The sequence below is a fragment of the Nocardia brevicatena NBRC 12119 genome, assembly GCF_000308495.1.
Classification (GTDB): Bacteria; Actinomycetota; Actinomycetes; order Mycobacteriales; family Mycobacteriaceae; genus Nocardia; species Nocardia brevicatena.
The window spans coordinates 26028-48452 of record NZ_BAFU01000078.1; the positions used below are offsets into that span (position 1 = coordinate 26028).

The following is a 22425-nucleotide window of genomic DNA, read 5'->3' on the forward strand; positions in this document are numbered from 1 at the left end:
TCCCGCCTCGCCGCACACCTCACCGGCGCACGACGTACCGACGCATCCGGGAAGTTCGCTGCAGGCCACCGATTCAATCTACCGTCGCCTCCCCCCGCCACCAACAAACGTCCATAGCGGTTGAACATCACCGCAGGCACATGGTTCGGATGGGCGGACGGCCTGCGGCGCGACGGCCGGTCGCGCGGTGCCCGGGCACCGGCGAACCGCCTCGGTCCCCCGCCCCGAGGGTCGGGCAGATCACACCCCGAGTGGCCCGCGGTCGCGCCCCGGATCATAGAGATGCGACTGCGTGCACTCGACCCTCGGCGCGAGCGACCGGCCGACCAGGATCACCGCCGCCCGGCGCAGGCCCGCGGCCTCGACCCGGTCGGCGATATCGGCGAGGGTGCCCCGCAGCACCACCTGGTCGGGTTGGCTCGCCCGGTACACGACGGCAACCGGACAATCCGGGCCGTAGTGTCCCGCCAGTTCCGCGGCCAGCTCCCGGGTTCGGGTTATCGCCAGGTGCAGCACCAGGGTGGCGCGGGTACGGGCGAATTCCACCAATGCCTCGGAGTCCGGCATGGCGGTGGACCGCGCCCACGTCCGAGTGAGCACCACCGACTGCACGACCTCGGGAACGGTCAACTCGGTGCCGAGCAGGGCCGCCGCCGCGGCGTAGGCGGGGACACCGGGGGTGACGTCCCAGGGGACGCCGTGGGCGTCCAGGCGCCGGGTCTGCTCGGTGAGCGCCGAGTACAGCGACGGATCACCCGAGCACAGCCGGGCCACATCCCGCCCCGCCGCGTGCGCGCGCACCAGGTGCGCGGTGATCTGGTCCAGGTCCAGCCGCTGGGTATCGATCAGCTCCGCTTCGGGCGCGCAGTGCGCCAGCACTCCCGGATCCAGATATGTCCCCGGATACAGGCACACCGGACAGTCGCGCAACAGCCCGACCGCGCGCACGGTCAGCAGATCGGCGGCACCGGGACCGGCCCCGATGAAATGCACGGTCATGCCAGGAGTGTAAGTGGGCGCCCGTGTGGCCTCGTGACGTGCGCGCCCGCCGCACCCACCCACCCGGCGGGCCCACCGTCCACTCGACCGCGCCTGCGATGCGGAGGCCGACCGGGACCCGACGCTCAGACCGCGCTGAAGAAGGCGGTCACCTTCGTCGGCCGTACCCGCACCACCAGCTCCCCGGGCACGCCGTTGCGCCGGCCGAACTCCTCGGCGCGGTCGGCGCCCATATACCGACCGCCGATCTCGGTGGCGGTGCGCAGCAGCTCATCCGAGTCCTCGGACAGGGCCACCGTGCCCTGGATCAGGACCGCCGCATACGGCGGCTCCTCCAGATCCACCGACAGCGCGACCCGCCCGTCCCGGATCAACGCCTTGCCCTTCCCGGTCGTCTTGCCGGTGTTGAACACCAGTTCGTCCCCGTCGAGGATGAACCACACAGGCGCGACCACCGGACGTCCGTCGCTCGCCACAAAGGCCACCTTGGCCGTCCGTGTGCCGTGGGTGAGGAACTCGCGCACCTGGGGATCGGAGAGTGAGGCCATAGGGGCAGCCTAGGCGTAGTGCCTCGAGAGGCGCGCGACGCGGCCGGCCGCGTCGCGCGAAGCCGCATCGGTGGTTCACGGGTGCCTCGATGACCCGGCGAACGGGCCCGCTCGGCCGGTGGAAAGAGGCCACCGCCGGCGGCCGAGCGATACCCGGCGGAGGGGCGACGCCGAGTCCACCGGTCGAGAGGGTCCACCGTTTCGCGAGAAAAACCGCGCACACGGTCCGATACTCGCTGTGGCGGTCGGCTCGATGGCCGCCACTGTTCGATGAGGGAGTAAGTGGATGAGCGTGCGGGACGAGTCGCTACGGGCCGACGGAGAATCCGAGCAGGCCCCGACCGGACTGCGGCGGGTGGTCGCCGCGTCCATGGCGGGGACCGTGGTGGAGTGGTACGAGTTCTTTCTCTACGGCACCGCCGCGACGCTGGTGTTCGGCAAGATCTTCTTCCCCGACGACACCAGCGAACTCGACGCGATCCTGGGCGCGTTCCTCACCTACGCGGTCGGTTTCGCCGCCCGGCCGCTGGGCGGGGTGGTGTTCGGACATTTCGGAGACAGGTACGGGCGCAAGAAACTGCTCCAGTTCAGTCTGGTGCTGGTGGGCACCGCGACCTTCCTCATGGGGTGTCTGCCCACCTACCACCAGGTCGGCTACGCGGCCCCGGCGCTGTTGGTGCTGCTGCGCTTCCTCCAGGGGTTCGCGGTGGGCGGCGAATGGGGCGGCGCGGTGCTGCTGGTGGCCGAGCACAGTCCGAACCGCGGCCGGGGGTTCTGGGCGAGCTGGCCGCAGGCCGGTGTTCCGGGCGGCAACCTGCTCGCCACGGTGGTGTTGCTGACCCTGACCGCGACCCTGACGGAGGACGCGTTCCTGTCCTGGGGCTGGCGGGTGGCGTTCTGGCTGTCCGCGGTGGTGGTTCTGATCGGCTACTACGTGCGCACCAAGGTCACCGACGCGCCGATCTTCGTCACCGCGCGGCGGGAGGCCGAGCAGGTGCGGGCCACCTCGTTCAGCGTGCTGGAGGTGATCGGGCGCTACCCGCGCGGGGTGCTCACCGCCATGGGGCTGCGCTTTGCCGAGAACATCATGTACTACCTGGTGGTCACCTTCAGCATCACCTATCTGAAGGTGCAGCTCGATATGGATGCCTCCGCCATCCTGCGGTGGCTGCTGGTGGCGCACGCCGTGCATTTCGTGGCGATCCCGCTGGTGGGCGGGCTCTCCGACCGGGTCGGGCGGCGGCCGGTGTACCTGGTCGGCACGCTCGCGACCGCGGCCTGGGGCTTCTACGCCTTCCCGATGATGGATACCGGCAGCAGCCCGGTGATCCTGTCGGCGATCACCATCGGACTGGTCTGCCATGCGCTCATGTACGCGCCGCAGCCGGCCATCATGGCGGAGATGTTTCCGACCCGGATGCGGTATTCGGGTGTGTCGGTGGGCTATCAGGTGACCTCGATCGTCGCCGGATCGCTGGCACCGATCATCGCGGTGAAGCTGCTCGACGTCTTCGATTCCTCGGTGCCGATCGCCTGCTATCTGGCGGCCGCCTCGATCGTCACCGTGGTCGCGGTCTGGTTCGCCCGGGAAACCCGCGGTCTCGATCTGGCCGATATCGACCGCCACGATGCCGTGGTCCGGAAGCCGGTGGACAGGTCGGCGACCATCTGACCATACGTATGCGAGGCGGCTGCCGGTCGCGCGTGCTTCCGCGGCCGTCTCGCCGGTGCCGGCCGGTGCGTGGCGAACCGCTCGTACCGCACTCGGCCGAACGGCACCGCGTCGAACCGGCCATGGCCGCACCACACCGCCGAGCGGCGTGTCCGCGAAGATTCCCGCTGGGGTCGGCGGCACGGGCTGCTCAACGGTTATACCGATGATCGACCGAGACACTTTTTTTCCACGGTCTTGTATGCCCGGGGGTCTTCGGCGGGACATATTCCTCCGCGACCACGATCCGGCTGCCCACCGCGAGCAAATCGGAGGCGGTAAGCCCGAACAGGGCATGGAAAGTGTCACTGAAGTGGCTCGGCGAGGCGAAGCCCGCATCGGTGGCGGCGCGGGTGAGATCCTGCCCCGCTGCCAGGGCAGCGCCGACCCGCAGCATCCGGGCCCAGAGCCGGTAGCGGCGGAAGCTGGTTCCGGAGTGCGCGGTGAACAGGTGCAGGAATCGGGAGGACGAAAGGCGCACCGCGGCGGCGAGGCCGGTGGCGCCGGGGCTGCCGGCCGGGTCGGCGGCGATCCTGCGCATCGCCCAGACGATCCGCGGGTCGGCGGGTTCGACGGGAGTGTCGCCGAGCACCATGCGGCGCAGGGTGTCCGGGTCCGGGCGCCCCGCCAGGTGAGCGAGCAGGGCGGCTTCGTCAGGGCACGGCGCCGTACTGCCCGGGTCGAGGCAGAAGAACAGCATCCGACCGGTACCCGCGCGAATCCGGTGCGGGGTGCGGGCCGGGATCACCGCACTGCGTACCCGGCTCTCCGCACCGGCCACGGTGAGGGTGAATGAAGAGTCGACACCGAGCGCGAAACAGTGCACGGCGGTGGCGTGCGTGTCCAGATGCAGGGATGGGCCGAGGTAAGCCGCGCCTCCTTGCCACAGCCAGATCGTCGGTGTCGACCGATCCGCACCTGCCCCGGTGTCCACCTCCTCATGGTGCCTCATGCCACGGCCAGGAGCGCGGCCGCGCCGACTGCCTCCACCACCAGATAGAAACTCAGCGGATAGAACGGGGTCGCGGAGTCGAATACACGCGAGACCACTCGCCCCACCGCCATCCCGGCCAGCGCTGCCCCGACCGCCATCACCGCACCGGTTCGGGGACCTCCGGTGTCGGTGGCCGCCCACCACAATGTCACTGCCATGGCCAGACCGAAGCCGCCGTAGACTGCGCGAATCTCGGACCGGCTCTCCGGTGTGGTGACACCCAATCGGAACGGGGCCGCGAGCCGAGCGGGTGCGACCAGCGCGTAGACACCCATCCCGGCAAACAGCAGGCCGATCACGACCAGCACCACAATCCTCAGCACAGCGCGCTCCCCCGGTTACGGCGCAGCAGCACCACACCGGTCGAGAGGGCCGCCACCGCACCGATGTCAAGCGCCGCCACCCGTAACAGCGCCGTATTCACCGGCCCCGCCGTGAGCGCCAGTATCGGGAAGGTCATCAGGCTTACCGCGTTCGCCGCGGCCGTTGGACCTCGCCAACAAGGTCGCCATGCGGCCACCACCAGGCTCGCTCCGAGCATCCCGAACAGCACCGCGCGGTGCCGTAGCAGTAACGCGAGGTCATTGCTCGAGAGGCCGAGGCCATAGGCCGACCGCATCCATTCCGCCGACACCAGCCCCAGCGCGGGCACAGCGTTCACCACCCCGACCACGACAAGCAGCGCCCGACCACATCGATTCGATCTCGTTTCCACCTCATCATCGTCGAGCAACCCCCGCCGCACCGCTTCCGAAAACCTGCTGGACCCTGACATCCGGAGCACCCGATGGTCAGCGACCCTGCCGGCGTCGTCATTCCTGGTGGAGATGGTCGTCGGGCCGAGCGATGACAGCGCAGCAGCCCAGGGACATCCTTCCGACACGCCGAGCACCGCAAGAGCTACCGCCTGCTACCCGGTGGCCGCCCCGGCCCTCGAACGGCGGGAGCTTGTGGCCGGTCTGGTGGAACTGCGTTGAGGGGCCCGAATCACCCCGGCATGTCGCGGGAGGCTTCGTCTCATGAGGACGAAGCCTGTGAGTTCGAGGAAGTACCCACAAGAGTTGCGTGAGGAGCGTGTGGATGGTCGCGGAGGTTCGTGATCAGCACCGCGAATCCATAGGGAGTGTTTAAGAAATATAAAGGGAAGATATTAGGAATCTCCTTGGCGCTGGTGGCCGTGGAACCTTCCGACTCGGGTAACCAGGAAGGACGGAGGGAAGGGACTTGGTACCGATAACGTGCTTGTACTGCGCAGGTTGGACGAGCTGCGGCGCTATTCCCTCGTCCGATGCAGACCGGTAGCATGCGGACTATGGAAGAAAAGGCGACGCCCGGGGACGAAAGGGCGAAGCTGAAGCGGTTCGGACGACTCGTGAACGAGCAGCGTCGCGGGGAAGGGCTGACACCGCAAGAAGTCCATGGCCGTGGCGGCCCATCGGCCAAGCGCCTGCTCGAGATCGAGGCCGGCACCGCACCCATGCCTCGCATCTCCACTCTGCGGAAGATCGAGAAGGGCTTGGGCCTGAAGCCCAACTGTGCTTCGAAGGCACTTCACGGTGACGGCGTACTCGTGCCGGAGAAGCAGGCGAGGAAGCAGACCTACACCGAAGAAGATGTCCAGCGCCGGGTGGAGTTGGCCAGGGCGCTGGACCGGGCCGGTATCACGGGCATCGCTACGCGCAATCCCGGCAGCGACGGTGAGTTCAGGCTGCCCGCCGAGATCGTCGACCAGCTGATCTCCATCCTCAACTCGTTGCCCGATTCGCGCCACGACTGACATCACACCGATCGCTCCCCGGCTCGGATACTCACCGACAACGGTTGTGCCAGTAGGTTTTTGCCTGTCCCCACAGTCGCACTATGGTCGCGGTGTCGGGTATTTCCGGTAGCCGTCCCCCGGCCGCAGGGCGCGATGGTGGACACTCGCGCTGTGTCGCGTCGACCAAGGCGAGCACACGACGCATGTCCTCGCGTTCGTCGGCAGCGATGTCGACCTCGACCAGTGCGTTCGGCTCCACCGGTAGTGGGTGTGTGCGACGGCCGACGATTGCGGCCGCATCCTGGATTTCCACTTGTCGCCGGTGCAGTTGTTCGCTCGGCAACCATTGCGACCCGTCGTCGGTTCGGGGCAATACGACTTGCGGGGCCACTGCCGTCAGGTCTTGCCATGCCGGTGTCATCGTGTGCAGTGCACGTCGATCCGCCTGCGGGTTTTCGGCTCGTCCCCGCGTCATGATCATCGTTGCCAGTACCTCGGCCTTGGCTTCGGCGTGGTCGAGGTAGGTGCTGTTGCGGGCCGCCTGCACGACGGAGGTGTCGGTATCCCTGAGCTCGGCTCCGGTCAGCAGAGTGGCCAGCTCGGCGGGCGAACCGGAGATACCGTCATCGAGCAGCATATGCGCCACTTCGTGGCATAAGATGTGCGTATCGTAAACCGGGTCCGACGAGCGGCGTCGAAGCACCACATCCCGGTCCGTTTGAGCGAGCCACAGCCCGCATAGATCTGCCGGTGTCCCATTGGGCAACCACAGCAGCGCGATCCTGCGGCCCCGCACCCGCTCGACGGCCGCGACGAACTCGCGTGTCGTCCAGTTCTTCGACAGTTCGAGTTGCTCGACGAGCAACTCGAACTGTCGCCGAGTCGATCGAGGTGGTCGCACCTCACACCCCTTTGGTTTGCGCTACCTGCCGTGCGTTCTCGCCATGGCCGTGGCGAAGAACATGTAGTGTTCATCCAACCAACGGGCTGTGTCCGGAACAACAGGATCGACTGCCCCAACTCAGTGGCAGTTCCGATGACCCACTGGTTCACGGCAGAGATGCTTCAGGATGAAAGGATTCGTGCGGTCGTGAACACACACGACGACCAGAGCGAAGGGCTGCCACTGCCGGATCTTGCAGAGTTCATCCTCACACGGCGTCGTCGAGCCAATCTGACCCAGCAGGGCCTCGCCCAGAAAATCAAGCTCTCGCCCAGTGCCATCAGGAAACTCGAACAACGCGATCCCGCGTACCGTCCCTCTCCAGCGGTGTTGAACAGCCTTGTAGAGGCGTTCCGCCTCACCCAGCACGAGCGGGAACATCTCGATGTCCTCGCAGGATATGTACCCGCCACGGCAGTGGCGTGGCGGCTACCCGAGGACGCCGAGCGGAGCATTCTAGAGGTTATCGACCCGCATACACCGGCGGCATGGCTCGAGGACTGGCGAATCGTCCACGCAAACATCCGCTTCCGAACCCTGTGGCCCGGACTGGCCGATGCACCCTCGATCCTTGACTGGTGGTTCACCGATGAACGGGCTCGGAAGGTGACCCCGAACTGGGAGGAGGAAGGGCTCGTGATCGTGGGTCAATTGCGGGTCTACGCAGCGGACACCAAGAACAGCGGACGCGCCCGTCAGTTGCTCGATGGACTTGCCGGTATCCCCGCGTTCCGGAAACTGTGGGACACCGGCACAGTGCACCGTGCGCGTCCGGGACTACGACGAGTGTGGTCTGCGAGCGAGCAGCGCGAGGTGGCCGTGAACGACGTGCTGGTCGTCGCCGGTTCGACTTCGCAGTGGGGTCGCGCCCTGTACATAGGCCTGCCGAACGAAACCGGGTAATCGTGCGCTCGGCCACTCATCGGTGCCGGAGGTCTGGTCGAAACTCTTCCAGACTCTTTGCGTTGGGATAGACGATATAGAACCGTGCGCCCTGCTCGGCGAGCTCGGCGAGTTCGACGAAACGCCGTTTCCGCGGTTCCGCTGCGGTGGACCTGTCGCTGTCGCTGAGCAGCGCAGCGACAGCTGCGTACTTCTCGGCTTGAGCCCGTCGGGTGATTTCGTCGAACGTGTATTGCAGCCGTCTTCCTTCCTCACAGGTCAGAGAGATTTCAGGGCCGCTCATGCGAACCACACGGTAGGCCGGTTGACCGTCTTCTGTTCCGGTTTCGAACCAGACCGGCAGATGATAGTCGGAGTGAACCATCTCGGTTCTCGTCGGCTCGAAGGTCATGGCTTCCTTGCCAGAAGTCGTGTATATGGTACACCGGACAATGTATAGCCGTGCGGGCGCCCGTCGCGGCCATGTTCCCGGTGGTAGGCTGCGCCAGGCCGGTGACCGGCCGCCGCCGTGGGTCTACAGAGTTTCCACGTAGGGCTGCATGCACCTTGCCTTACCCGCTCTATCTGCGAGAACGTGGAATACGGAGCGGTGCGGAAGCTGCGTCTCATAAGCACAGAGACCTTTCTCGGTCGGTCCTCATGTGGAATTTTGAGGGAATAATCGATGAATGTCAATGGAATCTTTCCGCGCACCGACGGCTACGATGAGACTCACCGGCACTTGATTTCGCCCCTCGAACGCAGCAGGCGCACGGAAATCTCGTCCTGCCGGCTCACCATCTGCCGCACCCGGTGCGCTCGGTGGTGATCGCTATCCCGGAAAGGTCTGTCCGCCAGGTAGTTCCACCGAATATATCGGTGAGGGCGGGTTTTCGGTGGCGTTCAGGACGGCGGTGCGGTCGGCGCCGTGGCGCGTAGGTGGACGGTGACGGGGAGGTGATCAAGTTCCAATGTGGCACGTGCGACTTCGTGGCCGGTGGCTTCTGGGGCCAGTTCCAGGCGCGTGCGTGCGGTAATCGTGGCGAGAATGGTGACTGCTTCGTACCAGGCGAATGGTTCTCCGATGCAGTTTCGGTTGCCGATGCCGAAGGGTTGATATGCGCCGGAACGGGTCACGTCTTTGCGGTATTGCGGTGTCCATCGGTCGGGGTCGAACCGTGCCGGTTCGTCGAAGTACTTCGGGTCGTTGTGCAGTGTGTAAGGCGAGTAGAAGAGTGTGGTGCCCGCGGGTAGCGTGACCCCGCCGAGGTCGAGTTCTTCGATCGCTTCGCGGGTGCCGAGCCATGTGGGTGCGTACCGGCGTAGCGTTTCTGCCACTACTCGTTCGGTGTATTCGAGGTTTCGGATATTGTCGGCGGTGACCGGGCCGCCGTGTAGCACCTCGGCGACTTCCTTTTCGACACGTTCCCGTATGTCGGCGCGCCGGGTCAACTCGTAGAAGGCGAAAGCCAGGGTGTTGGCGGTGGTTGCGAACCCGGCGGCATAGAGTGTCATCACTTCGTCGTGGAGCTCGTGATCGGTGAGTCCGGTGCCGTCGTCGAACCGTGCCGCGAGCAGCATCGATACCAGATCGCCGTAGTCGGTGTCGCTTGCTCGGTATTCGGCGATGATACGGTCGATCGCAGCGGAGAGCCTGTACACCGCGGCGTCGAACGTGCGGTTGCGCAGCGGGACGTGGGCCAGCCAGGGCAGCAGTGTGCGTTTGGGTAACTCCTCGACGATAACCGGGAACGAACGCAGCGACTCGGCGATCACCTCTTCACCGAGTTCGCTGGCGAACAATGCCTTTGCGACGATCCGCATGGCCAGCACTCGCATCTGCTCGTCGAGTTCCAGTCGGACACCGTCACCCCAGCTGTCGACCATGGCGTTGGCTTCTTGCTGCATGATCTGCACGTAGCCGGCGATTTTCTCGCGATGAAAGGCCGGCGCCATCAGACGGCGATGCCGCATGTGCTTGGGCTCGGTCGAGATCGACAGGCCGTCACCCAACAGTGCTCGCATAGCCTCGAAGAACGCTCCCTTCTCGACACTGTGTGCCGGTTTGCCGCGCAGCAACGAATCGATCAACTCCGGTGTGGTCACCAGGTATGCGTCCTTGCTGCCCAACCGGATTCGCACCAGTGGCTCCGGCATGCGGTGCAGTTCGGCGAAAAACTCCAATGGTTTGTGTCGTAGTAGTAGGCCGTGGCCGATGATCGGCCATGCTCGCTGTACGGGGCAGCCAACAGCAGTGTTCGTACTCATGAGGGACCCCGGGGGTAGACAAGTGCAACAAGGTTCATGGTAGGCCTTCCGCCCCCTGGTTCGACGTCGAATCAGGGACAATTCGACGTCGAATCAGGGCAGATCGCGATGCAGATCCCCGACCCGCAGTTCCACTCATCGCACAGCAAACCCCCGGAATCCGAACCTACCGGTCGCACCGATTCGACACCGTCTGGTCACGGACGATCCGGTCCGATCCCCACGCACTACGTCGAACTGCGCAGACTTCTCGACCCCTACGCCCGCGACCTCGCCCGCAGCATCGACGACGACCGACACCCACCGGCCAACCAGCATTTCCCGCCGGGGTCATCTACCGACCCTTGAAACGCTCTGACCCGTTCCTCGGACCAAAAGCCGAGGTCAACTATCGCTCTTTGTCACATGTCCACCGGCAGCACCCGATCCGAGCGGCACACCGGCCGCCATACGCTTGCGCGACAGCCCGGCCATACGCTGCCTCGCCGGAGCATCCGACCATCGACACCAATCCCCAGGGGACCGACACCGAAGGCCGAACCACACCGAATTGATTGATGTCGTGCCGGTCGACAAGACGAGACCGACAATTCCGGTTCGCGGCGGGCTCACCCCGATGCGGTCAGCGCCGACAGTGCCATTTTCCGCAGGACCGGCCTGCTACCGTTCCGAACCGATCGTGTGCTGTGCGGGGTGGAGTTGAGCAGACCGAATACCGCGTGCGCCTGCACCCGCGCGGTGTCATCGGCCAGCCCAGGACACAGATCACGGAGCACCGACACCCAGACCTCCACATAACGGCGTTGGGTGCGGCGGATTTCGCGGCGTGCGGCATGGGGAACGTTGTCGAGATCGCGGTCCTGGATGCTGATGAGCTCCGGCTCGCCGAGGGCGAAGTCGAGATGGAAGTCGACCAGTCCGGCCAGCGCCTCCTCCGGTGTGGCGGCCCGCGACACCACCGCGGTGCCGCCGTCGAGCAACCGCCGGCTCACTCCGACCAGCAACTCCACCAGCAGTGCTTCCTTGTTCGGGAAGTGCCGGTATACGGCGGGGCCACTGATACCGACGGCGGCGCCCAGATCGTCCAGGCGCATACCGAGGAATCCGCGTTCGGCGATCAGCCGGGCGCCGGCGGCGAGCAACTGCTCCCGCCGTTGCGCCTTCTGCTGTTCGCGGCGGGTGGGCAGGGCGGGCTCGGTATCGGTCACCAACACTCTCCTTCCGCCGGCCCTGGACATCTCGGTTAGTCAAGATTAACCTCAATTCCAGTTATCAGCGACTAACTGAACGACAGGATGACGCGATGACGACGCTCTCACCCCATACCGCCGACACCGCGCCCCTCGGCGCGGGCGGCGGCCCCGCCGATAACCGGGCGGCACATTCGATGCTGGTCGCCGACCTGCGCGAACGGCTCGCACGCACCGCCCGCGGTGGCCCGGAGAAGGCTCGGGAACGCCATCTCGCCCGCGGCAAACTGCTGCCGCGTCAGCGCGTGGATCAGCTACTCGATCCCGGCAGCCCGTTCCTGGAACTGTCCCCCCTGGCCGCGAACGGAATGTACGACGACGAATGCCCCGGCGCGGGCATCATCACCGGCGTCGGACGGGTCTCCGGCCGTGAGTGCGTCATCGTGGCCAACGACGCCACGGTCAAGGGCGGCACCTACTACCCGATCACGGTCAAGAAGCATCTGCGCGCCCAGGAAGTGGCGCTGCACAACCAACTGCCGTGCGTGTACCTGGTCGACTCCGGCGGTGCCTTCCTGCCCCGCCAGGACGAGGTGTTCCCCGACCGGGAGCATTTCGGCCGTATCTTCTACAACCAGGCCACCATGAGCGCCCGGGGAATCGCGCAGATCGCGGCCGTGCTCGGCTCCTGCACGGCGGGCGGCGCGTACGTGCCCGCCATGAGCGACGAAGCGGTGATCGTGCGCGATCAGGGCACCATCTTCCTCGGCGGCCCACCGCTGGTGAAGGCGGCGACCGGCGAGGTGGTGACCGCCGAGGAACTGGGCGGTGGCCTCCTCCACTCACGCACCTCGGGGGTGACCGACCACTTGGCCGCCGACGACCGGGACGCGCTGCGGATCGTGCGCCGGATCGTGTCCACACTCGGCCCGCGACCGCCCGCGCCGTGGGAGGTACTGCCCGCCCGCGAACCGGCGGCCCCCACCGAACAGCTCTACGACGTGGTGCCGGTCGATCCGCGCACCCCCTACGACGTGCGCGAGGTCATCGTCCGCATCGTGGACGGCGACGCGCCCGGCGAACCCGGATTCCACGAATTCAAGGCCGAATACGGAACCACCCTGGTCACCGGGTTCGCCCGTATCCACGGACATCCGGTGGGCATCGTGGCCAACAACGGTGTGCTGTTCGGCGAATCCGCCATGAAGGGCGCGCATTTCATCGAACTGTGCGACAAGCGCAAGGTCCCGCTGCTGTTCCTGCAGAACATCACCGGCTTCATGGTGGGTCGCGACTACGAGGCCGGCGGTATCGCCAAACACGGCGCCAAGATGGTCACCGCGGTGGCGTGCGCCCGCGTGCCGAAGCTGACCATGGTGATCGGCGGATCCTACGGCGCGGGCAACTATTCGATGTGCGGGCGCGCGTATTCGCCGCGGTTCCTGTGGATGTGGCCGAATGCCCGTATCTCGGTGATGGGCGGCGAACAGGCGGCATCGGTGCTGGCCACGGTACGCGGCGATCAGCTCGACAGTTCCGGGCGGCCGTGGAGCGAGGCCGATCGGGAGGCGTTCAAGACGCCCATCCGGCAGCAGTACGAGCACCAGGGCAACCCCTACTATTCGACGGCCCGGATCTGGGACGACGGCGTGATCGACCCCGCCGATACCCGGACGGTACTCGGGCTGGCGCTGTCGGTGTGCGCGCAGGCCCCGCTGGAACCGGTCTCCTACGGCGTTTTCCGAATGTGATGACAATGATGATGAACAAGAACCGGCCCCTGCCGTTCGATACCGTATTGGTGGCCAATCGGGGTGAGATCGCGGTGCGCGTCATCCGCACCCTGCGCGCCATGGGCCTGCGGTCGGTCGCGGTGTACAGCGATGCCGACGCGGGTGCCCGGCATGTGCGCGAGGCCGATACGGCCGTGCGGCTCGGACCGGCCGCGGCGCGGGAGAGCTATCTGGATATCGCCGAAGTGGTGAACGCGGCGCGCCGCACCGGCGCCCAGGCGGTGCATCCCGGGTACGGGTTCCTCTCCGAGAACGCCGCCTTCGCCGCGGCGCTGGCCGAGGCGGGGATCGTCTTCCTCGGCCCACCCGTCCGGGCGATCGAGGTGATGGGCGACAAGATCACCGCCAAGACCACGGTCGCGGCGTCCGGTGTCCCGGTGGTTCCGGGAATCGCCGAACCCGGTCTCACCGACGCGGCGCTGCTCGAGGCGGCCGCCGAGATCGGCTACCCGGTGCTGGTGAAACCGTCGGCCGGTGGCGGAGGGAAGGGGATGCGCCTGGTCACCGACCCCGCGCGTCTGCCGGACGCGCTGGCGAGCGCGCGGCGGGAAGCGGCCGCGGCGTTCGGGGACAACACCCTGTTCCTGGAGCGTTTCGTTACCCGGCCCCGGCATATCGAGGTGCAAATCCTCGCCGACACCCACGGCACCGTCCTGCACCTGGGGGAACGCGAATGCAGTCTGCAGCGCCGGCACCAGAAGGTGATCGAGGAAGCACCGTCGGCGCTGCTGGACCCCGCCACCAGGGAACGAATCGGCGCGGCCGCCTGCGCCACCGCGCGCAGCGTCGACTATGTGGGCGCGGGCACCGTGGAGTTCATCGTCTCCGCCGACCGCCCGGACGAGTTCTTCTTCATGGAGATGAACACCCGGCTGCAGGTGGAACACCCGGTCACCGAAATGGTCACCGGCGTGGACCTGGTGGAATGTCAGATCCGGATCGCCGCCGGGCAGCGGATCGGGGCGGCACAGGAAGATATCCGGCTCGTCGGGCATGCCGTGGAGGCCCGCATCTACGCCGAGGACCCCGGCCGCGGTTTCCTGCCGACCGGCGGCACCGTACTCGACCTGAGGGAGCCCGGGGGACCGGATATCCGGGTGGATTCCGGTATCGAGGTGGGCAGCGTGGTCGGCAGCGACTACGACCCCATGCTGGCGAAGATCATCGCCTACGGCCACGACCGGCACGAGGCACTGGCCAGACTGGACCGCGCACTGGCCGATACCGTCCTGCTCGGCATGCCCACCAATATCGAATTCCTGCGTTTCCTGTTGGCCGATCCGGATGTGGCGGCCGGACGACTCGACACCGCCCTCCTCGACACCCGGGCCGCCGACTTCCGTCCCGCGCCGGTTCCCGACGACGCCTTCGCCGCGGCGGCCGTGTACCACTGGCTGAGCCTATGGCCCGAATTCCCCGCCGACCCGTGGACCGTGCCGTCCGGATGGCGACTCGGTGGGCCCGCCCCGGTTCCCCTCCGCCTGGTGGGCGGCAACCGGGTGGAGCACGTGTACTTGAGCGGTACCCCCGAGGCGGCCGAACTGCGTCTCGGTGACGGGGAACCCGTACCGATCGCGGCCGAAACTCTCCGCGCGGGCGTACTCACGACGACCCTCGCCGGTATCCGCCGCGACTACCGCGTCGTCGAACACGGGGGACACCTGTGGTTGGCCGGCGCGTCCGGGGTGGCGGTACTGCGGGAACTCGCCGAAGAGCCCGTGCGCGGCGGAGGGCTCGACACCCACGACGCCGAAATCCGCAGTCCCATGCCGGGTTCGGTCATCGCCGTCAACGCCGTTTCCGGCAGCACCGTGGCCGCCGGCGCCCCGGTGCTCGTGGTGGAGGCGATGAAGATGGAGCACTCCCTCACCGCTCCCCTGGCGGGCACCGTCGAGGTGCTGGTCGCTCCCGGCGCCCAGGTCCGGCTCGACGAGGTACTGGCCCGGATACACCCGAATACGGACGTATCCGGTCCCGATACCGCCGAGGCCGCGGCGAACCGTTCCGGGCCATCCACGGGGACCGCCGATATGCCGACCGGACCCGAGGGCGCGACAACACCTCTCACGCAGCCCTTCGACCCTGCTTCGCCGTCCGCACCGGCCGGAGCCGGCGGGGCCCCGAAACCCTCTTCGGAACACCCCGATGGCGCACGCCCGACCTCCGATTCGGCGAAGCCGACCGAGGCCGCACCGATGGCGTCCGCCGCACAGTCGACCACCCAACCCGTGTCCGCGCCATCGACTGCTCCGACGGATTCCTCCCGGGAACCCGCCGAGTCGAGTGGCTCCGGCACCCCGACCAGGAAGTGAGCATCAGGTGACCGATTTCCTGTCAACCGGCACCCTGCCCGACCACTACCGCGATCTGGCCCTGACCGTCCGGGATTTCGCCGACAAGGTCGTGGCCCCGGTCGCGGCGAAACACGATGCCGAACACAGTTTCCCGTACGAAGTGGTCGCCGGAATGGCCGAGATGGGACTGTTCGGGCTGCCCTTCCCCGAGGAGTACGGCGGTATGGGCGGCGACTATTTCGCCCTGTGCCTGGCCTTGGAGGAACTCGGCAAGGTCGACCAGAGCGTGGCCATCACCCTGGAGGCCGGCGTCTCGCTGGGCGCCATGCCGATCTACCGGTTCGGCACCGACGCCCAGAAGAAACAATGGCTGCCGCAGCTGGCCACCGGCCGCAACCTGGCCGCCTTCGGCCTCACCGAACCGGGCGCGGGCAGCGACGCGGGCGGCACCCGCACCACCGCCGTCGAGGACGGCGACCACTGGGTGATCAACGGCAGCAAACAGTTCATCACCAACTCCGGCACCGATATCACCACCCTGGTGACGGTGACCGCGGTGACCGGGCAGCGGGACGGCACGAAGGAGATCTCCACCATCCTGGTGCCCACCGACACCCCCGGTTTCACCGCCGAACCCGCCTACAACAAGGTCGGCTGGAATGCCTCCGACACCCATCCGCTCGCCTTCACCGATGTCCGGGTGCCGCGGGAGAACCTGCTCGGTGAACGTGGCCGCGGCTACGCCAACTTCCTGCGCATCCTGGACGAGGGCCGTATCGCCATCGCCGCACTGGCCACGGGGGCGGCGAAGGGTTGCGTCGACGAAAGTGTCCGCTACGCGGGGGAACGCGAGGCCTTCGGTAGGGCGATCGGCCGCAACCAGTCCATCGCCTTCAAGATCGCCCGGATGGAGGCCCGCGCCCATACCGCCCGCACCGCCTATTACGACGCCGCCGCGCTCATGCTGGCCGGAAAGCCGTTCAAGAAGCAGGCGGCGATCGCCAAACTGGTGGCGAGCGAGGCCGCCATGGACAATGCCCGCGACGCCACCCAGATCTTCGGCGGCTACGGCTTCATGAACGAGTACCCGGTGGCCAGGCACTACCGGGACAGCAAGATCCTCGAAATCGGCGAGGGAACCACGGAAGTCCAGTTGATGCTGATCGGACGGGAGCTGGGGCTATGAACACGGCCGAGAAGGACTCGGGTTTCTCCGCGGACGCGGAGTTCGACACCACCGGTATGCGCCGGGTGGTGCAGACCGGCAAATGGTTCGAGGAACTGGAAACCGGGGTGGTATACGAGCACCGGCCGGGCCGCACCATGACCGAGGCCGACAATGTGCTGTTCAGCACGCTGTCGATGAACCCTCAGGGACTGCACGTCGACCGGGCCTACAGTGAGGCCACCGAGCCGTTCAACGAGCGCCTGATGAACTCGCTGTTCACCCTCGGCGTTCTGGTGGGGCTGTCGGTGGCGCATCTGACCCAGGGCACCACGGTCGCCAATCTCGGTTTCGAGCAGGTGAAGTTCCCGGCCCCGCTCTTCCACGGCGACACCCTCTACGCCGAAACCGTGGTGCTGGCCAAACGCGAGTCGAAGAGCCGCCCCGGCACCGGCATCGTCACCTTCCGTCACACCGGCCGCAACCAGCACGGCACCGTGGTCGCCGTCGCCATCCGCCACGCCATGATCCGGCTGCGGCCCACTGGGGACGAGTCATGACGGACGAGTGGACCTCACCAGGGCCGGCCTGGCTGTTCTGCCCGGCCGACCGGCCCGAGCGGTACGCCAAGGCCGCAGCGGTGGCCGATGTGGTGATCCTCGACCTGGAGGACGGTGTCGCCGCGGCGGACAAACCCGCCGCCCGCAAGGCCCTGGTCGAAACCCCCCTCGCCCCGGACACCACCGTGGTGCGCGTCAACCCGGCCGGTACACCCGACCACGAACTCGATCTGGCGGCGCTCCGGGAAACCGACTACCGGCTGCTGATGCTGCCGAAAACCGAATCGGCCGAGCAGGTGCGGTCCCTGACCGGCTACCTGGTGGTCGCCCTGGTCGAAACCCCCGCCGGAGTGTTGGCCTTCGAGCGGATCGCGCACGTGGACAACACCGTCGCGGTCATGTCCGGCGCGGAGGACCTGGTCGCCGCGCTCGGCGGCACATCGAGCCGGAAACCGGACGGCGGCTACCGCGATGTCGCCCGACAGCTGCGCACCACGGGCCTGCTGGCCGCCAAGGCCCACGGTCGCCTCGCCCTGGACATGGTGTTCCTCGATATCCGCGATCTCGACGGACTGCGTGCCGAGGCCGAGGACGCGGTCGCGGTCGGTTTCGACGCCAAGGTCGCCATTCACCCCGGCCAGGTCCCGGTCATTCGCGCCGCCTACGCACCCTCCCCGGAGGAGGTCGCCTGGGCCCGCGGCGTTCTGGCCGAGGCCCCGGACCACCGCGGTGTCTTCGCCTACGAGGGCCGAATGGTCGACGCCCCTCTTCTGCGCCACGCCGGACACATAGTCCGTCGCGCAAGTTCCTCCGATACCGCCGAAAAGAGGTGAAACACCAAGGCTCACCGGCCCGAGCGCTCCACCTCGATGATCCGGGCCCGCCTCGGGTTCGGAGCGGACAACAGCGCAACAGATCAACATCGCCACACCCACGCGAGCACCACAGAGCACCGATAATCCGAAACCGTCTCCCGGCACCCCGCTTCGGCGGTCGAGGCCGCATCCCGGGTCTGGACCGACCGGAGCGATTTCGCGCAGCGGAATCGGGAGTAGAGGGAAATCCGGGACATGAGAGCGGCCCCGACCGCGCCGTCGGGAAGTGGTGCAATTGAACGCAGCTTCCCGGAGCGAAGCGAAGGGCACAGTGGTGGGAGAACCCGAATCACGGTCCGCGGCCCACGCCTCAGCACACGTCGCCGCGAACACCACCGAGCAACAGACCCAGGAGACCACAGTGGAACCGCAGTGGGTGCCCACCGACCAGGATGTCGCCGAGGCGCGAATCACCGATTTCGCTCGCTTCGTAGAGAAGCGGACGGGTGAGTCCCTACCGGATTATCGGTCCCTGTGGCAGTGGTCGGTGACCGATCTTCCCGCCTTCTGGCACGCGGTCTGGGACTATTTCGAGCTCGGCGATATCGCGGGCGAGGTGCTCACCGGGACGGAAATGCCGGACACTCGATGGTTTCCCGGTACCCGCGTGAACTATGTGGACCGGGTGGCGCGCCGCCGACGCACCGATCGCCCGGCCATCGTGCAGGCCACCGAGGGCAGCGACGAGGTCCGTGAGGTCTCCTGGCAGGAGTTGCTCGACCGTACCGCCGCCCTCGCCCGCACCCTGCGCGAGCTGGGAGTGAAACCCGGTGACCGGGTGGTCGGCTACCTGCCGAATATCCCGGAGGCGGTGATCGCCTTTCTCGCCACCGCCGCGATCGGCGCGGTCTGGAGCGCCTGTGGCCAGGACTACTCGGCCAAGGCGGCCCTGGACCGGCTCGGCCAACTCGAGCCCGTCGCGCTGATCACCGCCGACGGCTACCGCTACGGCGGACGAACTCATGACAAGTGCGACGATATCTCCGTCCTGCGCGCCGGACTGGATACGCTGCGCGCCACGGTCGTGGTCCCCCGGTTGGGCGGAGAGGACACCGTCCCCGATTCCCTGACCTGGCCGGAAGCCACCGAAACCGCCGAGGTGCCCACGCTCGATATCGAGCCGGTGGACTTCTCCCACCCGCTGTGGATCGTCTTCTCCTCCGGCACCACCGGCCTGCCCAAGGGTATCGTGCACGGCCACGGCGGCATCGTGCTGGAACATATGAAAGCCGCTGCCCTGCAATCGGATATCGGAACCGACGACACATTCTTCTGGTACACCAGCCCCAGCTGGATGATGTGGAACTTCCAGCTGGCCGGCCTGCTGGTAGGCGCCACCATCGTCTGCTACGACGGCAGCCCGGCCCATCCGAAGCCGGACAAGCTGTGGCGGATCGCGGCCCGGGTGCGCGCGACGGTCCTGGGTACCAGCCCCGGCTATGTGCTGGGCTGTATGAAGGCCGGCGCCGTACCGGGAACCGAGCACGACCTGTCGGCGCTGCGGCTCATCGGTATCACCGGATCGTCTCTGCCGCCGACCTCGGCGCTGTGGCTGCGCGACAAGGTGGGCGCGCATATCCCGGTCGCCTCCATCAGCGGCGGCACGGATGTGGTGTCCGCGTTCGTCGGCGGGGTGCGCACCGTACCGGTGTGGCCGGGTGAATTGTCCGCACCGTATCTCGGGGTGGCGCTGGACGCCTACGACGAGCGGGGCCGACCGGTGCGCGGCGAGGTCGGTGAACTGGTGATCACCGCGCCCATGCCCTCGATGCCGGTGCACTTCTGGCGCGACCCGGACGGAAAACGCTATCGGAGCGCCTATTTCGATTCCTTCCCCGGTGTCTGGCGGCACGGCGACTGGATCACCATCACCGAGCGCGGTAGCGTGGTGGTGCACGGCCGTTCCGATTCCACCCTCAACCGGCACGGTATCCGGATGGGCAGCGCGGATATCTACCAGGCGGTCGAACGGCTCCCGGAAATCGCCGAGGCGCTGGTCATCGGCTCCGAACAGTCCGACGGCGGCTACTGGATGCCGCTGTTCGTCGTCCTCGCCCCCGGCGCGGAACTCACCGACGAGCTGCGCGACCGGATCGCCGCGGTCATCCGCATCGAGGTCTCGCCCCGCCACGTGCCGGACGAGATCCTGGTGGCTCCCGGCGTCCCGCACACCCGCACCGGGAAGAAGCTCGAGGTCCCGATCAAACGGCTGTTCCAGGGCGCCGATGCGGCCCGGGTGGTCGAGCGCAGCGCGGTGGACGATCCGGACCTGCTCGACTGGTATACCCGGATCCGGCCGCCCGGTCAGCGGTAGGCACACCTCGTCTCCGGCGCGGCCTATCACCACACCCCGGCATACGGCGGAGTCGGCGCCCCGACTTCGTGTACTGGTGTCCGGGGTGCGAACACCCGAGCGGCGGTGAGGCCGGCGTGAGCCCGGCGAGGCCCGCTACGCGGGCGGCTCGGCCGATGCCGCGGTGGTTATCGGCGTCGCCGGCCGTTCGGTCTCCGAAGAGCCCTCTGGGTGATCGATGAGCGCCATATCGGATGCCAGGGCGCGGGCGGCGTCGGCGAAGTACTGCTCGTCGACACCAGAGGCGAGTTCGAGGACAACGCCTTGGCCGAGACCGACGAACAGTGCCCTGAGCGCGGTGGCCAGGCGTTGCGCCTGCTGTGCTGTCACGACGCCTCCCCTGTGTGTCCTTCCGGTGAACAGCGCGATCAGATGGTCCTCCTGTGCCCGGACGGACGCGGCGAGCCGAGACCGGAGGCCGGGGTCGTGCACGCCCATGTCCAGCAGGGTGATCTGAAGCGACAGGACGGACAGCGCATCCGGAGCCGCATAGCCGCGGTGGTAGTACCGGGCGAAGGCATCGACTGCTTCGAGCAGGCCCATATCGGCGGGAACCGCCTGCTCGATCTCTTCATAGTGCGGTCGCAGATAGTCGGTGACCATGGCGACCACCAGGTCGTTCTTACTGCCGAACAGCGAGTAGACGGCGCCGGTGGTCATCCCGGCCTGCTCGGCGATCTCGTCGAGCCTGGCGCGGTACCCGTCTCGGGAAACGACCTGGAACGCGGCATCCAGCAGGGCGCGTCGGTTGCGCTCCCTGGTCTCCGCTCTCGTCATTCTCATAATCAAATTATTACCGTAATCTGATTACGAAAGCAGCGGTTGGTGACTGCATCCAGGAGGAACCCCATGACCCAGGTTCAGGCCATGACAACGGCATCCGCACGCCTGAGGGTGGGGATCATCGCCGACGGCATCGTCAAGGTGGTACTCGCCGGCGTGTACGCCATCGGCGCCGTACCGCTCGGCCATCGACTCGGCGTGGAAACCTGGCCGATGATCGCCTGCGGCGCAGCCCTGCTGGTCGGTGGCGGGGTAGAGATCGGGTACGCGCGCAGCCGCCCGGTGCGCACCTGTACCCGGCTCATGACCGCCTACGACAGCGGCTGGGCGGTGGCGACACTCGCCGGCCTGCTGGTGGCGTGGCGCGGCAGCAGCGCCGGGGGCGAGGTGTGGATCGGATACCAGACAGCGGCTCCCCTCGTACTCGCCGCACTACTGGTGGCCGCCGACCCCGGACAGACAACTTCCCACCCTCCCGCCCAGGACCTCGCACGCTGATCCGAACGGGAAGATCCAGGACGTCGGTGTCATAACGGCTTCGCCGTCAACGGCCGAAAAAGTAGAGGGTGAGTCCGTTCGGCTCTCGCACGCAAAAGCTGTGGTGACCCCAACTCTGTCTCGACAGCTCCTTCTGAATGAGCAGGTCGTTGCCGATCGCTCGGCGATAGGCCTCCTCGGCGTCGGCGACCTCGATCACCATGAACGCGCCCTGCGGTGGACGCGGGTCGAACAGAGGCTCCGCATCGTCGGCCGTGGGTCGCTCGAGAACCTCGATCCGCCCGGATGCGGCGGCGAAGAGCGTCCCGCGATCGCCGCCACCACGGTCCCACGATTCCACCACGGGAAAAGCCAAACCGTCCCGGTAGAAGACCACCGTCGATTCGTAGTCCGAAGTGAAGTACGTGAAGCGGAACTCACCTTCCGACATCGCTGGTACTCCTTCGGCTGCGGTGGACGATCATCGCCCGCATAGCGGCGACAGTGGACCGCCTCCCACGGTAAAACCTCAGCTCGACTTCAGGTCAAGGCCTCGGCCGGAGGGGAAGTCGGGCCAACCCTCCACATCCCGGACGAGATTCCGGTGGCCCCGGCGGACCGCACGCCCCTCGGCTCGGTTGCCGACACCTGTCACCGATGGGCGAGATCCGGATCGGGTGCGGGATCCGCGCACCGCGCACCCGGCACCTTGCCCGGCCGGCGGCGTCGACCTCGACCCACGAGCCGAGCATGCGATAGGCCACCGTCCGCAGCCGGGACCGGTGCCGCTCGAAGCGGCAGCCGGCCGGTCACGGGAACTTTCGTCACGGC

At 67.2% G+C, this 22425-nt stretch carries 21 protein-coding genes; 10 read left to right on the top strand and 11 right to left on the bottom strand.

Going from position 1 to position 22425, the window contains the following annotated elements:
* Nucleotides 1–240 precede the first annotated feature (240 nt).
* Nucleotides 241–999: a precorrin-4 C(11)-methyltransferase gene (cobM, locus tag ON20_RS22345; RefSeq protein WP_040838318.1), complete on the bottom strand. Its 759-nt coding sequence runs from the start codon at nucleotides 997–999 to the stop codon at nucleotides 241–243.
* 125 nt (nucleotides 1000–1124) lie between these two features.
* Entirely contained in the window at nucleotides 1125–1547 is a 423-nt protein-coding gene (locus tag ON20_RS22350; protein WP_040838320.1) for a PPOX class F420-dependent oxidoreductase, read from the bottom strand.
* 286 nt (nucleotides 1548–1833) lie between these two features.
* Between ON20_RS22350 and ON20_RS22355 the strand changes: the two genes are divergently transcribed.
* Nucleotides 1834–3219, top strand: a complete 1386-nt coding sequence (locus tag ON20_RS22355) for an MFS transporter (protein WP_040838321.1) — start codon at nucleotides 1834–1836, stop codon at nucleotides 3217–3219.
* Between the two features lie 190 nt (nucleotides 3220–3409).
* On the opposite strand, the gene ON20_RS22360 is transcribed toward ON20_RS22355, so the two are convergent.
* Genes ON20_RS22360 through ON20_RS22370 form a run of 3 tightly spaced genes read right to left on the bottom strand, consistent with a single transcriptional unit; the run spans nucleotide 3410 to nucleotide 4967 of the window.
* The gene (locus tag ON20_RS22360) at nucleotides 3410–4192 is read right to left on the bottom strand and encodes an AraC family transcriptional regulator (protein ID WP_245547394.1); all 783 of its coding nucleotides are present in this window, start codon (nucleotides 4190–4192) and stop codon (nucleotides 3410–3412) included.
* A gap of 14 nt (nucleotides 4193–4206) precedes the next feature.
* Nucleotides 4207–4572, bottom strand: a complete 366-nt coding sequence (locus ON20_RS22365) for a DUF4345 domain-containing protein (RefSeq protein WP_086009050.1) — start codon at nucleotides 4570–4572, stop codon at nucleotides 4207–4209.
* Nucleotides 4569–4967 carry a phosphopantetheine adenylyltransferase gene (locus ON20_RS22370; protein ID WP_157228945.1) on the bottom strand — a complete coding sequence of 133 codons (399 nt, stop codon included), beginning with the start codon at nucleotides 4965–4967 and terminating at the stop codon, nucleotides 4569–4571. The genes ON20_RS22365 and ON20_RS22370 overlap by 4 nt, the downstream gene beginning before the upstream one ends.
* Before the next feature lie 597 nt (nucleotides 4968–5564).
* Between ON20_RS22370 and ON20_RS22375 the strand changes: the two genes are divergently transcribed.
* Entirely contained in the window at nucleotides 5565–6029 is a 465-nt protein-coding gene (locus tag ON20_RS22375; protein ID WP_040838323.1) for a helix-turn-helix domain-containing protein, read from the top strand.
* Between the two features lie 31 nt (nucleotides 6030–6060).
* Here ON20_RS22375 and ON20_RS22380 read toward each other — a convergent pair whose 3' ends face one another.
* Complete coding sequence (locus tag ON20_RS22380; RefSeq protein ID WP_157228946.1) at nucleotides 6061–6912, bottom strand: DUF6545 domain-containing protein; 852 nt, start codon at nucleotides 6910–6912, stop codon at nucleotides 6061–6063.
* 189 nt (nucleotides 6913–7101) lie between these two features.
* Here ON20_RS22380 and ON20_RS22385 point away from each other — a divergent pair, with 189 nt between their 5' ends.
* Complete coding sequence (locus tag ON20_RS22385) at nucleotides 7102–7857, top strand: MmyB family transcriptional regulator (protein WP_157228947.1); 756 nt, start codon at nucleotides 7102–7104, stop codon at nucleotides 7855–7857.
* Nucleotides 7858–7873: 16 nt separating this feature from the next.
* On the opposite strand, the gene ON20_RS22390 is transcribed toward ON20_RS22385, so the two are convergent.
* The 3 genes from ON20_RS22390 to ON20_RS22405 all read right to left on the bottom strand — a co-directional run bounded on the left by ON20_RS22390 (nucleotide 7874) and on the right by ON20_RS22405 (nucleotide 11342).
* Nucleotides 7874–8248 (bottom strand): hypothetical protein, encoded by a 375-nt coding sequence (locus tag ON20_RS22390; RefSeq protein ID WP_040838329.1) that lies wholly within the window; start codon nucleotides 8246–8248, stop codon nucleotides 7874–7876.
* Between the two features lie 491 nt (nucleotides 8249–8739).
* On the bottom strand, nucleotides 8740–10104 hold the full coding sequence (locus ON20_RS22395; RefSeq protein WP_083865139.1) for a cytochrome P450: 1365 nt from the start codon (nucleotides 10102–10104) through the stop codon (nucleotides 8740–8742).
* 608 nt (nucleotides 10105–10712) lie between these two features.
* The gene (locus ON20_RS22405) at nucleotides 10713–11342 is read right to left on the bottom strand and encodes an SACE_7040 family transcriptional regulator (RefSeq protein ID WP_040838331.1); all 630 of its coding nucleotides are present in this window, start codon (nucleotides 11340–11342) and stop codon (nucleotides 10713–10715) included.
* Nucleotides 11343–11491: 149 nt separating this feature from the next.
* Here ON20_RS22405 and ON20_RS22410 point away from each other — a divergent pair, with 149 nt between their 5' ends.
* The 6 genes from ON20_RS22410 (at nucleotide 11492) to ON20_RS22435 (ending at nucleotide 20295) form a co-directional block, all read left to right on the top strand.
* Nucleotides 11492–13045, top strand: coding sequence for a carboxyl transferase domain-containing protein (locus ON20_RS22410; protein WP_051163129.1), 1554 nt, complete (start codon nucleotides 11492–11494; stop codon nucleotides 13043–13045).
* 8 nt (nucleotides 13046–13053) lie between these two features.
* Nucleotides 13054–15399: an ATP-binding protein gene (locus ON20_RS22415; RefSeq protein ID WP_083865147.1), complete on the top strand. Its 2346-nt coding sequence runs from the start codon at nucleotides 13054–13056 to the stop codon at nucleotides 15397–15399.
* 7 nt (nucleotides 15400–15406) lie between these two features.
* Nucleotides 15407–16567: an acyl-CoA dehydrogenase family protein gene (locus ON20_RS22420; protein ID WP_040838332.1), complete on the top strand. Its 1161-nt coding sequence runs from the start codon at nucleotides 15407–15409 to the stop codon at nucleotides 16565–16567.
* A gap of 56 nt (nucleotides 16568–16623) precedes the next feature.
* Entirely contained in the window at nucleotides 16624–17106 is a 483-nt protein-coding gene (locus tag ON20_RS22425) for a MaoC family dehydratase (RefSeq protein ID WP_040838402.1), read from the top strand.
* On the top strand, nucleotides 17103–17939 hold the full coding sequence (locus ON20_RS22430) for an HpcH/HpaI aldolase/citrate lyase family protein (RefSeq protein WP_040838335.1): 837 nt from the start codon (nucleotides 17103–17105) through the stop codon (nucleotides 17937–17939). Before ON20_RS22425 ends, ON20_RS22430 begins: the two co-directional genes overlap by 4 nt.
* 403 nt (nucleotides 17940–18342) lie before the next feature.
* Nucleotides 18343–20295, top strand: a complete 1953-nt coding sequence (locus ON20_RS22435) for an acetoacetate--CoA ligase (RefSeq protein WP_040838403.1) — start codon at nucleotides 18343–18345, stop codon at nucleotides 20293–20295.
* A gap of 135 nt (nucleotides 20296–20430) precedes the next feature.
* Here the strand turns inward: ON20_RS22435 and ON20_RS22440 are convergent, their stop codons facing one another.
* Entirely contained in the window at nucleotides 20431–21117 is a 687-nt protein-coding gene (locus ON20_RS22440; RefSeq protein WP_218002587.1) for a TetR/AcrR family transcriptional regulator, read from the bottom strand.
* Between the two features lie 66 nt (nucleotides 21118–21183).
* Between ON20_RS22440 and ON20_RS22445 the strand changes: the two genes are divergently transcribed.
* Nucleotides 21184–21615: a hypothetical protein gene (locus tag ON20_RS22445; protein ID WP_174361918.1), complete on the top strand. Its 432-nt coding sequence runs from the start codon at nucleotides 21184–21186 to the stop codon at nucleotides 21613–21615.
* Between the two features lie 46 nt (nucleotides 21616–21661).
* Here ON20_RS22445 and ON20_RS22450 read toward each other — a convergent pair whose 3' ends face one another.
* On the bottom strand, nucleotides 21662–22045 hold the full coding sequence (locus tag ON20_RS22450; RefSeq protein WP_040838336.1) for a VOC family protein: 384 nt from the start codon (nucleotides 22043–22045) through the stop codon (nucleotides 21662–21664).
* Nucleotides 22046–22425 lie beyond the last annotated feature (380 nt).

Bases quoted from the DNA above. Each gene is read 5' to 3' on its own strand.
- cobM (WP_040838318.1), bottom strand. From the start codon at position 999: ATGACCGTGCATTTCATCGGGGCCGGTCCCGGTGCCGCCGATCTGCTG.
- ON20_RS22350 (WP_040838320.1), bottom strand. From the start codon at position 1,547: ATGGCCTCACTCTCCGATCCCCAGGTGCGCGAGTTCCTCACCCACGGC.
- ON20_RS22355 (WP_040838321.1), top strand. From the start codon at position 1,834: ATGAGCGTGCGGGACGAGTCGCTACGGGCCGACGGAGAATCCGAGCAG.
- ON20_RS22375 (WP_040838323.1), top strand. From the start codon at position 5,565: ATGGAAGAAAAGGCGACGCCCGGGGACGAAAGGGCGAAGCTGAAGCGG.
- ON20_RS22390 (WP_040838329.1), bottom strand. From the start codon at position 8,248: ATGACCTTCGAGCCGACGAGAACCGAGATGGTTCACTCCGACTATCAT.
- ON20_RS22395 (WP_083865139.1), bottom strand. From the start codon at position 10,104: ATGAGTACGAACACTGCTGTTGGCTGCCCCGTACAGCGAGCATGGCCG.
- ON20_RS22405 (WP_040838331.1), bottom strand. From the start codon at position 11,342: ATGTCCAGGGCCGGCGGAAGGAGAGTGTTGGTGACCGATACCGAGCCC.
- ON20_RS22410 (WP_051163129.1), top strand. From the start codon at position 11,492: ATGCTGGTCGCCGACCTGCGCGAACGGCTCGCACGCACCGCCCGCGGT.
- ON20_RS22415 (WP_083865147.1), top strand. From the start codon at position 13,054: ATGATGAACAAGAACCGGCCCCTGCCGTTCGATACCGTATTGGTGGCC.
- ON20_RS22425 (WP_040838402.1), top strand. From the start codon at position 16,624: ATGCGCCGGGTGGTGCAGACCGGCAAATGGTTCGAGGAACTGGAAACC.
- ON20_RS22430 (WP_040838335.1), top strand. From the start codon at position 17,103: ATGACGGACGAGTGGACCTCACCAGGGCCGGCCTGGCTGTTCTGCCCG.
- ON20_RS22440 (WP_218002587.1), bottom strand. From the start codon at position 21,117: ATGAGAATGACGAGAGCGGAGACCAGGGAGCGCAACCGACGCGCCCTG.
- ON20_RS22445 (WP_174361918.1), top strand. From the start codon at position 21,184: ATGACCCAGGTTCAGGCCATGACAACGGCATCCGCACGCCTGAGGGTG.
- ON20_RS22450 (WP_040838336.1), bottom strand. From the start codon at position 22,045: ATGTCGGAAGGTGAGTTCCGCTTCACGTACTTCACTTCGGACTACGAA.